We start from the raw sequence: 13,314 nt of genomic DNA on the forward strand, positions 1-13,314 counted from the left end.
TCTAGGTTTTTATATCAATGAAAAAAATTTTATATTTTAGTACAATATTTATTTCTTTATTATTCTTTTCACATTTTTTTTACTATTTACCAAATATTAATAATCTCACAGTTAATACTTATTTAGAAAAAAGTAAACTTATGAGAGAAATGTTTTTGGAAGAAGTAAAAAAAGAACAAGAAAAAACAACAATTTTTACATATCTTATAGGTCAAGATTCAAGAATTATAGAATCTTTAAAAACAAATCAAACAGAAAATTTAAACTATGATATTGTTATGGATTTTTTGCATAACAATGGAGATTATAAAGATATTTGGTTTCAAATAATATCTAAAGAAGGTAATGTTGTTTATAGAAGTTGGTCAAAAACAAAAAATGATAATATTTTAAGTTTTAGAGAAGATTTAAAAGAATTAGTAAAAAACCCAAAACCAACACAATCTATTACTTCTGGAATTTCTGATTTAGTTTTTGTCACTACACAACCAGTATATGATAGAACTGGAGTATTCATAGGTTTTATTGAACTTATATCGCATTTTAATTCTGTTGCAAATACTTTAAAAGATAACAAAATTGAACCATTATTCATATTGAGTGAAGAAAAAAGTGCAATAATAACTGAACCTTTTACAAAAATATTTTTAGGAAACAACTACATTGCAAATTTAAATGCTTCAAAAGATATTTTAAATTTGGTTCAAGAGCATAAAATAAATAATTTTATTGAGATTGAAAACTTTATTAGTATTAGTCAATATTTAGCAACAAATATAGAGATAAAAGATGTTGAAGGAAAAAGTTTAGGTCTATTCTTAATGTTTTTAGATAAAAAAAATATTGATTACTCAAATATATCAAATTTTCAAACTCAATACTTAACGTTTATTATTTTTTCTATGATTATTTATGCTTTTATATTTTTATACCTTTTAAAAGTTTCTTATACAAAAGAACTAAAAGCAGAAGTAAGTAAAAAAACTCAAAAAATAGATGATCAACAAAGAAAACTAAAATCTTTAATAACCATATATGATAAAAATGTAATATTTTCAAAAACAGATTTACAAGGCTTTATAACACATGCAAGTTCAGCTTTTTGTGATATTAGTGGATATACAAAAGAAGAGCTTATTGGAAAACCTCACAATATAGTAAGGCATCCTGATATGCCAAAAGAGTTTTTTAAAGATATGTGGAAAAACTTAAAAGAAGAAAAAAGAGTAACAGTTGAGATAAAAAATCTTAGAAAAGATGGTTCGTATTATTGGGTAATTGCTGATTTAGAACCTGAATATGATGAAAAAGGAACTCATATTGGATATTTTTCTGTAAGAGAGGATATTACAGCAAATAAAGAGATAGAAGAACTACAAAGAGATATTATTTTTACTATGGGAAGTATTGCTGAAGTAAAATCAAAAGAGACAAGTGAGCATGTAAAAAGGGTAGCTAAATACTCAAGAGTTTTAGCAAATGCACTTGGATTAAGTGAAAAAGATATAAAAATGCTTGAACTTGCAAGTCCAATGCACGATATAGGTAAAATTGCTATTCCAGATGAAATTTTACATAAACCAGCAAAACTAACTTTTGAAGAGTTTGAAATTATGAAAACTCATGCACAAAAAGGCTATGAAATGTTACATATTTCAAATAGACCATTATTTAAAGTAGCTTCACAAATTGCTCTAACTCATCATGAAAAATATGATGGAACTGGATATCCAAATGGATTAAAAGGTGAAGATATACCAATTTTTGGAAGAATTACAGCAATTGTAGATGTATTTGATGCAATTGCTAGTGATAGATGCTATAAAAAAGCTTGGGAAATGCCTAAAGTTTTAGAATATATAAAAAGTGAAAGTGGAAAACAATTTGATCCCAAATTAGTTGATTTACTATTTGAAAATATTGATAAATTATTAGAAATAAAAGAGTTGCATAAAGATGGATAATAAATTCAAGTTATAATATAATAAATATTTATTTATAACTATAATATTTTTTTATAATTCTTAAGAAAATATATTAATTTTTAGGTTATAATTCTAAGAAAAATATTTAGGAATTAATTATGAAAAAAATTTATATATCTTTTTTTCTATCAACAATCCTTTGTTATGCACAAAGTATAACTTTTCAAGAAGTTTTAAATCAATCATTAGAAAATAGTAAAGATTTAAAAAAACAAGAACTGAATATAGATCTAGCAAAACAAGATAGAAAAATAGTTGATAGTTTTTCATATGGAAAATTAGAGATAAATTCACAAATAAGTAGAACAAATCACTCTGGATATGTCTTTAATTCTAAATTATCAAGTAGAGAAGCAACTTTTAAAGACTTTGGATTTTCTCAAATGAATGAAGGATTAAATACTACTCCAAAAGATTTAAACTATCCAGATGATAGAACAAATATAAACTCTTATGTATCTTATGATATTCCACTTTTTATGGGATTTAAACTACAAAATCTAAAAGATATTACAAAACTTCAAGAAAAAGCAAATGAACATTTATACAATCTTGACAAAAAAAATTTAGAGTTTGAAGTTTTAAAAGCTTATAACGGTGCGGTAGTTGCTAAAGAGTTTGTAAAAGCTTTAGAAAAAGCAAAAAAAACTATAAAGTTTATATCAAACGCAGCATCAGAATTTCATAAAAATGGACTTGTTACAAAAATAGATGTAAATGAAGCAAAAGTTTATGAACTCAATATAAATTCTAGTTTTATTGAAGCTCAAAATAACTTCAATCTAGCCTTAGCTTACCTAAAATTTTTAACTTCAAATGAGGAGATAAAAAATGTTGAGGATTTAGAAAATATATATTTTGACTTAAGTAATTTTGATGAATTATACAAAAAAGCCTTAAATCAAAGAGATGAAGTAAAGATGCAAAATATAAGTATTGAAGCAAATAAAAAAAATATAGATGTACAAAAAGCATCATATTATCCAACTGTTTTCTCTCATTTAGAATATGGTTTCAATGACAATGATTTTACAGCTTCTAAAGACAAAGATTACTATATGGCACTTTTAGGAGTAAAACTGACACTTTTTGATAGTTCAATAAGTGCAAATGTTCAAAAAAGTAAAATTGAACACTTGAAAGCAAATCTTGATTTTGAAAAACTAAAAGATGGTATAAAACTAGAACTTGAAAAGGCCATTTTAGATTTTCATACAAAGCAAGAGATTTTAAAAGAAAAAATAGAAGCTAAAAATCTTGCACTTGAAGTTTTAAATCAATCACAACTTCAATATAAAAATAGACTTATACCTATGACAACTTTGCTTTTACAAGAATCAAATTATAGAAAGGCTGAAGCTATGTTAATCAATGCAAGATACGAAAATTCATTGGCTTTAGCCAATTTGAACCTTGTTTTAGGACAAAATTTAAAAAAGGATAATCAATGAAAAAATTTTTAATAGCTAGTTTATGTTTTATAAATATTTTTGCAAACTCTTTAGAGTTAGATGGAATAGTACAATCACAAAATGAAAAAATTATCTCAAGTAAAATGATGGGATATATAACAAAAATATATGTTCAGGAAGGAGATAGTGTAAAAAAAGGTGATATTTTATATGAAATAGATGCTTCTGATATTGTTTATAATGCTGAAATTTTACAAAATCAAGTAAAAAATCTTGAAGTAAATTTAAACAGATATAAAAATCTTTTAGAACAAGATTTAGTTTCAAAGTTTGATTATGAACAATTAGCTTTAAATCTAGCAACTGCCAAAGCAAAACAAAAAGAGTTAAATTCACAATACAACTATTTAAAAATCAAAGCTTCGAACAATGCTTTGGTAATTAAAAAAAATATTAAAGAAGGTGAGATGGCAATGCCTGGTATGCCACATCTTATTTTAACTGATTTAGATGATTTAATAATAAAATCAAACATAGCAGAATCAAATCTAAAAGATATAACATTAAATCAAGAAGTAAATATAAAAATACCTTCTCAAAACTTTGAAACTATTGGAAAAATAACTGCAATTTTCCCAAATCTAGCTTCAAATACACACTCTTTTGCTATAAAAATATCTTTTGATAAAAAAGATTTTACAATTTATCCCAATATGTATGCAAAAATTTTTATAAATTTAGGGAAAAAAGATGAACAATGAAAATAGAACTAGAAAACTAAATATTGCAGGAAAAACTGCAAAAATTTTCATAAATCATCCTTTAACTGCAATTTTGGGTATATTTATCTTGATTTTAGGATATTTTTCACTTTTAATAATGCCTAAAGAGGAAAATCCACAAATAAAAGTAAGTGGAGGAGTTGTAATTGTAGCTCTTCCTGATGCAAAAGCTAGTGAAGTTCAAAAAGTTATAATAGAACCTTTGGAGAAGAAAATAAGAGAAATTCAAGGGGTTGAGCATATCTACTCTTTTGCAAGAGATAGTGTTGGTATAGTACAAGTTCAATTTTTCATTGGAGAAGATAAAGAGATATCAAATCTGAAATTATATGATCAAGTTATGAGAAATATGGATTTAATGCCTAAAAATGCTATGCAACCAATTATAAAAACTATGGATATTGATACAGGTATTCCAATAGCAACTATTGCATTTTACAGTGCAAAAAAAGATGGAAAAGATTTAGTATCAAATACAGAACTTTTCAATGAAGTAAACAAACTATCAAAAGAGATAAATAAGATAAAAAATGTTGCTTCAGTGGATTTAAAAGGAGACAAAAAAGAGCAATTTAATATTTTGGTTGATGCAAATAAATTAAGTTCATACAATCTAGCACTTGCTCAAGTTATGAAACAAATTCAATCTTTGAACTTCAATACACCAAATATTTCAACCAATACAAAAGATAATGAAACTGTAGTTTTTTCTATAAAACAAGCAATACAAAATGAAAAAGATTTGGAAAATCTTATAGTTTCTTACAATTTTCAAACACCTATTTATCTAAAAGATATAGCAACAATAACAAAATCTTATGAAATTCAAAATAAAAAAGATGCCTATATTTACCAAAAAGATGAAAATGGAAATATGCAAAAAAGCAGTCAAATAACACTTAGTGCCTCAAAACTAAAAGGTTCAAACTCTGTAAAAATAAATGAAGAAATATTTAGTTTTATGGAGTCAATAAAAGATGAATTATTGGCAAAAAACATAAAATATACAATAACAAGAGATGATGGATACACTGCAAACAATGCAGTAAATGCTTTGGTTACAGATTTACTTGTTTCTATTGTAATAATCTCTATTTTGCTTATTTTTACTTTAGGATTTAAAGAAGCTATGATAGTTTCGCTTACAGTTCCTATGATTTTATCTTTAACACTTTTTATAGGATTTATGCTTGGAGAAACAGTAAATCGTATCACACTTTTTGCTTTAATTGTATCTTTAGGAATGTTGGTTGATGCAGCTATTATAGTAATAGAAAATATTCACCGACACAAAAAAGAAAATCCAAATATGGACTTGGAAACTCTAAGTATTCAAGCTACAAATGAGATAGGAAATCCTACAAATATTGCAACAATTGCTATTATTATGGTGTTTATTCCTATGTTTTTTGTTGGAGGAATGATGGGAGAATTTATGCACCCTCTTCCTGTTTTTGTACCTATTTCACTTGCTGTTTCACTCTTTATAGCTTATGCTTTTACTCCATATTTAGTTAAAAAGTTTTTAGGAGCTAAAAAATGAGATTAGAAAAAATAATATTAGATATTTTGAACTCTAGTTCAAAAATAAAAATGGTTTATTTAATCACAATAATTTTGTTTATACTATCAATTTTAACTTTTCCAACAAAAATAGTAAAAGCAAAAATGCTTCCTAGCAAAGATTCTGATAGCTTCTCAATTTATATAGATTTAAAAGATGGTTCAAGTTTAAATCAAACAAAAGAGGTAGTTGATTGTGTTGTAAAAAATATTCAAGATGATGAAAATATCACGAATATTTCAGCATTTTTAGCACAAGGGCAACCTATTGATTTTGCTGGACTTGTAAAACAAAGTTCTTTAAAATACAAAGATAGTCAAGCTGAACTTATGGTAAATATAAAAAGAGCAAAAGAGAGAAACATATCTAGCTACAATTTAGTAAATAGCTTAAGATTTGATGCACAAAAAAATTGCTCAAACTACGAAGCAAATATAAAATTTATAGAACTTCCTGCAGGTCCTCCTGTACTTGCTTCATTGGTTGCTGAAATATATGGTGGAGAAAATTTTGAAAATAGAAGAGATTTTGCAATAAAAATAGCAAATATTTTCAAAAATCAAACAACTTTGGTTGATATTGATATTCTTGCTGATGAAGATTTTATAACTTATGATTTGGATATTTTAAACAACAAAACTATTATGAGTCAAGTTGATTTGGAACATCTAAAAGCTACACTTTATCTAGCTTTTGAAGGTATGCAAATAGGAGTTATAAATGATAAAAATGCACAAAGTCAAATTCCTATATTTTTAAGACTTGATGATTCAAGAAATTTGCAAAACAAATCAAAAGAAGCTTTAAATTCTAAGTTAAATAGCCTAAAAATTATGAATAATATGGGACAAATGATAAATATTTCTGAACTTGTAAATATAAAACAAAATATAAAAGAGCCAGAAATAACTTCAAAAAATCTAAATCCAATTATAAATGTGATAGCTGAAACTTCAAATGATAGCCAGATTTATCCACTTTTAAACTCAAGAGATGAAATGATAGAAACTTTATCAAATGAGTATGAAATTATTAAAACAGATATGTTAAATCTATCTTTTATTGATAAAAAAACAGATGAAAGATTTAATTTAGTATTTGATGGAGAGCTAAAAGTTACAATAGATACTTTTATAGACTTAGGAACAGCATTTATCATAGCTTTAATTTTGATATTTTTACTTATGGTAGTTTATTATAAAAATTTTGCTTTAAGTGGTGCGATAGTTCTATCTAGTTTTATCTCTATTATTGGAGTTATTTTGGCACATATTGTTATGGATATATTTACAAATGATACTTTTTATCTAACAGCAACTTCTCTTATAGGATTTATTGGTCTTATAGGGATAAATTCAAGAAACTCAACTTTGATTATAGATTTTGCAAAACAGTTAGTACAAGAAAATGGTTTAGGAATAAATGAAGCAATAGCAAAAGCAGCAGCAACACGGTCAAAACCTATTATTTTAACAGTTTTAGTACTTGTTTTTGCAAGTTCTTTAATAGCAAATGATGCTGTGTTTGGTGGGCTTGGAGTTGCACTTATAGGTGGGACTTTAATCTCTTATGTGGTTTCTATGTTTTTTGTTCCTATTGTGATAAAAAATAGCCTTAAAAAAATAGTATAGAAGAGATTCATATATGAACGAAAAACTAAAAAAATATATTAAAAGTATCATAAAATACACTATTCTATTTGTAATAGTTTTAAATATCATAAGTTATTATAAAAGTACTGATTTAAATAAAGAAAAACTTGATATAAAAAGTTTTACTCTTTTAGATGGCTCTATTTATGAAATAAAAAATGACAAACCTCTTCTAGTACATTTTTGGGCATCTTGGTGTCCTATTTGTTCTCTTGAAGAGCAAAATATTGAAAAGATTTCAAAAGATTATGAAGTTTTAACAATAGCCACTCAATCAGGAAACAACAAAGAAATCGAAGAGTATTTAAAAAATAACTCTTTAACTTTCAATGTTGTAAATGACGAAGATGGGATTTTAAGTAAGAAATTCAATATAAAAGCATTTCCAACAACCTTTATATATGATGAAAACCAAAATCAAAAATTTACTGAAGTTGGCTATACATCGACTTTTGGACTATATTTAAGAATGTGGTGGAGTAAATAAAAAGTTCAAAACAAGTGATTTTTGGATAAACTTCCACAAAAATAATATTTATAATTGGGGTAAAAAATGAAATTTAAAGTATTTGTTGATGGGCAACATGGAACAACTGGATTAAAAATCCATGAAATGTTAGAAAATAGAGATGAAATTGAACTTTTAACAATAGATGAAAAAGATAAAAAAAATACAGAAAAAAGAAAAGAGCTTCTAAATAGTGCTGATTTAGTGTTTTTATGTCTTCCAGATGATGCTGCGATTGAGTCTGTGAGTTTAATAACAAATGAAAATGTAAAAGTAATAGATGCAAGTACAGCTCATAGAACAAATAAAGAGTGGACTTATGGAATACCAGAACTTACAATTAAACAAAGAGATAAAATAAAAAATTCTAAAAGAGTTTGTGTTCCAGGTTGCCATGCAAGTGGTTTGATAATGGCTATGAAACCTCTAATAAAAGAGAAAGTTTTAAACAAAAGTCATAAAATAATTTGCCATTCAATAACTGGATATAGTGGTGGTGGAAGTTCTATGATAAGTGAGTATGAAAATGGTGAATTTGAAGTATTTGGAGCTCAAAGACCTTATGCACTAGCTTTAAATCATAAACATTTACCTGAAATGAAATATATTTTAAAACTAAAAAATGCTCCATTGTTTACTCCAAGTGTTGGAAATTTTAAACAAGGGATGCTTGTTATGTCTTATTTAACTAAAAAAGGTTTAAATAAAAAACTAAACAAAGATAAAATTATAAAATTGTATAAAGAGTACTATAAAGATGAACTTTTTATAAAAATAATTGAAAACAATGATGAATATTTGGAAAGTGGTTTTTTAAATCCTATGAGATGTAACAATACAAATAGCTTAGAAATTTCTGTTTATGAAAATCAAACTGATTTAGTAGTTATATCAAGACTTGATAATCTAGGAAAAGGTGCTAGTGGTGCTGCTGTTCAGTGTATGAATATCATGCTAGGACTTGAAGAAAGAAAAGGTTTAGAGATAAAAATCTGATATTTGAGATAGATTAAAATCTATATTTTTAAGAATGAGTTACAAGGTAAAAGAAAGGACAATTTATTAACTTTAGCTCCTAATCTAAATTGATGTTAAAAAATCTGAAAATATAAAAAAACCTTGAAACCCATACTTAAAAATACAAAGAGAAAAACCTCTTTGTATTTAGTTAAAACTATTTATTATTGTACTTGAAAAGTTAAAGTAGAAGAGTAAAACAGTTCATCTACTTTATCTTGCATATCTTTTGGAGATTTTACAGTATGTTCAACTTGTAAAAGCCAATATCCAGAATGATTTAATTTTATATTTGCAATTCCATCTTTATTTGTAGTTGTTGCAAGTGCAAAATCTCCTTTATTTGAAAATCCAGAATAAGTTCCAACTATTTTTACATTATCTAATGGCTTATTATTAAACAACACTTTTATAGTTAAATATTCTCCATCTTTTAATTTATTTGGATTTTGCATAGGAATTATCTCTAAAGTTTGTCCTACAGCTTTTGAATAATTTTCATCTTTCGCTTCACCAACACTTATAATTGCCTTAGCAAACCTATTAAATTGTTTACTAGAAATTACATTATCTAAACCCTCTTTTGTTCCAGCTTTCCAAGTTTTATTACCTTTATTATCAAGATATTGAGTATAAAAAGCTGGATTTGTTTTACCTAAAACCAGATAATTTCCATCATTTTTCAATACTGCTTTATAGCCTAAAAGTTTATCATCAAGATTACTTTGTTTATCTCCTTCAACTATTTTGAATTCTGCTTTTGCCTCATAAACTTCATCTATTGGATAGATATGTCCACTTCCTGTATATAGATTTGTTATTGCACCTAATTTATTTACTTGTGGAGTATAACTTGAAGAGTGTATCCAAAAATCATGAGCCAAACTTTGAACTGTTGACAATGTAGTAAAAAGAACTACAAATCCTATTTTTTTAATCATTTTTTATCCTTTATTTTTAAAATTTATAATTTATACCAAACTCAAAGCTTCTTGCATCACCTAAAAATACTTGTGTATCTCTTCTTGCTGTTGTAGCGAACATCTCATCTGTTAAGTTTTTAAGTAAAAATGAGAATGTTGTATTTTTATTGTATGTATAATCAAGTGTTAAATCAACAGTTGTATAACTTGGTAATTTTACTGAATTTGCAAAACCTATGTTGTCTGTATAAAAAGAATCTACATATTTAACCCAAGTTCCAATACCTAAATTTGAAATAGGAATATATCTAATTCCTAAATTTGCCACATATTTTGGAATAGAACTTGGTGTTTTTCCAGCATAATCAACACCATTATGAACAAAATCATCATATTTTGAATCTGTATAAGATAGATTTGCATCTATTTGAATTTGTTCTATTGGTTGAATACCTAAAGCTATTTCAAAACCTTTTGAACTTTGTTTTCCAACATTTAACAATCCAGTTCCTGGCATTGGATTATTTACAAACATATTCTTTTTAGTTATTTTATATGCACTTGCAGTAAACTCTGCTTTATCATCTAAAAATGATTGTCTTAATCCAACCTCAAATTGTTCAGCTTTAGTTAAATCTAATTTTGTTTGTGCAGCACTCATTGTAAGAAAACTAGCACTTGCATCTCCTGATTCAAAAGATGAAGCATAAGAAGTATAAAGAGTTGTTGAATCTGTTAAATCATAAACCAAACCACCTCTATATGAAAATTTATTATGTGTTTTATCAATTTTTTGGGCAATAGGACTGCTAAGCCCTGCTTTAAAATCATATTTTATATCATAAGTATCATGTCTAATTCCTGCTACAAGTTTTAAATTATCCATTATACTTAACTGGTCTTCCATATAAACGCCAATTTGATTTAATTTTATATCAACATCAGGTTTTTTATAATCATCTGTTGTTGGTTTAAAAAAGTCCTTATAATACATTTTTGTTGGATTATACATAGGAGTATTTATTATATTTCCAGCATATGTTGATTGTTCTCTATTTAGTTCTAATCTACTTATATCAAGACCTACAAGAAATCTATTTTCAAGCCCAAAAAAATTACCTTTATGGATTAAATCCAACCTATTTCCTATTAAATCTTGTTTTTGACTAGAGTCATAACCTCTTCTTTGAACCATAGTTGGATTTGCTTTATCTTGTACAGCCAAATATAATCTTCTAATATCAGAATCTGCATTTTGATAATATATTTGATTTTTTAACTCTATATTTTGTGTTGGATACCATTCAAGATTATTTTTTATCCATAAACTATCACCTTTATCTATACCATCTTCTAAATTATTATAATTTATTTTTCTAACACTTTTATCCAATTTACCATTTACTAAAGGTGTTCCTTGATAGTCATGCTTTCCATCATCTTTAGATTTTTCAATAGATAATGTTGTAAGTAAATTATCATTTAATTTATAAAGCAATGAAGCACTCAAAGAGTCAATATCTCTTTTTTCTCCATCATAATTTGAACCTAATTGTCTAGTAAGTACATCCACTCTGTAAGCCAATTTATCTTCAACAGCTACACCACCTGTTCCAAAATTAAATCTATAACTATCATAACTTCCAGCTTTAAATCCTAATTCTGTTTCTTGTTTTGTAAAACTTGGTTTTTTTGTGATTAAATTTACAGTAGCTCCTATCGAGCCTTCACCATTTAATACTGAGCTTGCTCCTCTTATAACTTCTATTCTATCAAGATTTGAAACATCTAAAGTTCTTTTTGAAAAAATTGTCCCATTTAATTTTATTCCATCTTGTAAAAAATCAATTCCAGGATAACCACTAAATCCTCTTACAGAATAATTCCCAGTTGTTCCATGACCAGAACTTCCACCAGTTATACCAGTTGCTTTTGTAACAGCTCTTATTACTGTACTATCCCCTCTTTGCCCCATTGTTTTAGAGTTTATCACTTCTACACTTGCGGGAGTTTCTTTGATAGTTAAGCCAAGCCTTGAACCAGTTGATGTTTCTTGTTTTAATTGATTTGTGTATCCAGTAGAGTTACTTTGAGTTTCACTTACTGTAATAGTGTCTAATTTTGTAGTTTCATTCGCACTTAAATATGTACTTGTAATTAAAAGTGTAGCAACAGAAACTGCTAATTTTATTTTCATATTTTCTCCTATTTTATTTATGCAACTAGGTTGCAATTATTTCGTGATTCTAATATTTTTTATCTTACTTGCAACTTAGTTGCATATTTTTATTCTTTTAAATAATTAGAATTTCAATAAGAAAATTTGTGATTTTTGTAAAATAAGAGTTTAAAGGAGTTGAATATTTTTTATTTACTAATTGTTCTTTATAATATGCACCCCCCCCCCGAAACTCAATACCGTAGCAACTGAAATTGCCATTCGTATTTTCATATTTTTCCCTTTATTTTTATTTAATATAGTAATTATTACTAATATTATGGAATGAATATTAGTCACTATTTTCTTAATTTTTGCTTATTGTTAATGAAAAATGAATTGATTATTAATAATTTTTAGTTTGAAATTTAAATATTTTTTATCAAAATATTCACTAAAAATCAGCTTATAAAATAGTTATTTTACTTCCGAAGTCAGACATTCCACAAGAGTACATAGCACTCGTAACAATAGCATCTATTCCTAAAGAAGCATACTCTTTAGCATTGTTTATATTTATTCCTCCACTACATACTATTTTTACATATTTATAGCTTTGATTTCGTAATTGTACAACTTTTTTTATATCTTCTTTTGACATTTTATCTAGCTGTAAAACATCAACTCCATATTCTAAAAGATGTTCGCTATCTTTAAAAGTTGAACTTTCGACTACTATTTTCTTTTCTGGCATTTTTATTTTAAAAGTTTCAATATCTTTATAAAATTCTAAATCATCTTTATATACAACACGGTGATTTGGAAAAAATAGCAAACTTTCACTAAGATTCAATCTATGAACAAGTGCTCCACCATTTAAAATAGATTTTATACAAAATTTTTTTGCAAAAGGATAAGTTTTTCTTGTAGTTAATAATTGACAATTAGGATTTACCTCAGCAATATTTTGCTTCATTGTTGCTGTATATGTAGCTATTTTAGAACTATATTCAACTATTAGTTGTGTTGTTCTCCAAATTTTATGGATATTTTCATAAGTTCCAATAAAACTTAAGACTAAATCACCTTTGGAAGCTTTTGTTTTTGAACTTAGATAATGCACAACTTCACAATTCATAAGTTTTGCTATTTGACAAGACTCTTCACTACAAGATACAACGATATCTTCTCTTGTAAAAATATCCAATTTAGCTTTCAGATTTGATTTTTCTTGTAAAGATGTAGTTAGATCTAAATATGGTAAATCATCACTTAAAAGTTCTAAAAGTTCATTATCAGAAAATAATATCATT

11 protein-coding genes are annotated in these 13,314 nt (G+C 26.1%); 7 read left to right on the plus strand and 4 right to left on the minus strand.

Annotated features, from left to right (window positions below):
* The first annotated feature begins 17 nt into the window (after positions 1-17).
* From CRU91_RS04745 to argC, 7 genes are all read left to right on the plus strand, one after another.
* On the plus strand, positions 18-1,964 hold the full coding sequence (locus CRU91_RS04745) for an HD domain-containing phosphohydrolase (protein ID WP_113893904.1): 1,947 nt from the start codon (positions 18-20) through the stop codon (positions 1,962-1,964).
* A 119-nt stretch (positions 1,965-2,083) separates the two neighbouring features.
* Positions 2,084-3,436, plus strand: coding sequence for a TolC family protein (locus CRU91_RS04750; RefSeq protein ID WP_222718396.1), 1,353 nt, complete (start codon positions 2,084-2,086; stop codon positions 3,434-3,436).
* A complete protein-coding gene (locus CRU91_RS04755; protein ID WP_113893907.1) occupies positions 3,433-4,158 on the plus strand; it encodes an efflux RND transporter periplasmic adaptor subunit in 726 nt (241 codons plus the stop codon). The genes CRU91_RS04750 and CRU91_RS04755 overlap by 4 nt, the downstream gene beginning before the upstream one ends.
* On the plus strand, positions 4,148-5,722 hold the full coding sequence (locus CRU91_RS12465; RefSeq protein WP_113893909.1) for an efflux RND transporter permease subunit: 1,575 nt from the start codon (positions 4,148-4,150) through the stop codon (positions 5,720-5,722). The genes CRU91_RS04755 and CRU91_RS12465 overlap by 11 nt, the downstream gene beginning before the upstream one ends.
* The gene (locus CRU91_RS12470; protein ID WP_113893911.1) at positions 5,719-7,374 is read left to right on the plus strand and encodes an efflux RND transporter permease subunit; all 1,656 of its coding nucleotides are present in this window, start codon (positions 5,719-5,721) and stop codon (positions 7,372-7,374) included. The genes CRU91_RS12465 and CRU91_RS12470 overlap by 4 nt, the downstream gene beginning before the upstream one ends.
* A gap of 13 nt (positions 7,375-7,387) precedes the next feature.
* On the plus strand, positions 7,388-7,882 hold the full coding sequence (locus tag CRU91_RS04770; RefSeq protein ID WP_113893913.1) for a redoxin domain-containing protein: 495 nt from the start codon (positions 7,388-7,390) through the stop codon (positions 7,880-7,882).
* 66 nt (positions 7,883-7,948) lie between these two features.
* Positions 7,949-8,899 carry an N-acetyl-gamma-glutamyl-phosphate reductase gene (gene argC, locus CRU91_RS04775; RefSeq protein WP_113893915.1) on the plus strand — a complete coding sequence of 317 codons (951 nt, stop codon included), beginning with the start codon at positions 7,949-7,951 and terminating at the stop codon, positions 8,897-8,899.
* A 185-nt stretch (positions 8,900-9,084) separates the two neighbouring features.
* Here argC and CRU91_RS04780 read toward each other — a convergent pair whose 3' ends face one another.
* From CRU91_RS04780 to modD, 4 genes are all read right to left on the minus strand, one after another.
* A complete protein-coding gene (locus tag CRU91_RS04780) occupies positions 9,085-9,861 on the minus strand; it encodes a DUF4198 domain-containing protein (protein WP_113893918.1) in 777 nt (258 codons plus the stop codon).
* Between the two features lie 16 nt (positions 9,862-9,877).
* Positions 9,878-12,040 carry a TonB-dependent siderophore receptor gene (locus CRU91_RS04785; protein ID WP_113893920.1) on the minus strand — a complete coding sequence of 721 codons (2,163 nt, stop codon included), beginning with the start codon at positions 12,038-12,040 and terminating at the stop codon, positions 9,878-9,880.
* 177 nt (positions 12,041-12,217) lie between these two features.
* Positions 12,218-12,361 carry a hypothetical protein gene (locus CRU91_RS12220; RefSeq protein WP_222718397.1) on the minus strand — a complete coding sequence of 48 codons (144 nt, stop codon included), beginning with the start codon at positions 12,359-12,361 and terminating at the stop codon, positions 12,218-12,220.
* 106 nt (positions 12,362-12,467) lie between these two features.
* On the minus strand, positions 12,468-13,313 hold the full coding sequence (gene modD, locus CRU91_RS04790; RefSeq protein WP_113893922.1) for a ModD protein: 846 nt from the start codon (positions 13,311-13,313) through the stop codon (positions 12,468-12,470).
* Between the last annotated feature and the right edge of the window lies 1 nt (position 13,314).

The organism is Aliarcobacter vitoriensis, assembly GCF_003316695.1.
Taxonomy (GTDB): Bacteria; Campylobacterota; Campylobacteria; order Campylobacterales; family Arcobacteraceae; genus Aliarcobacter; species Aliarcobacter vitoriensis.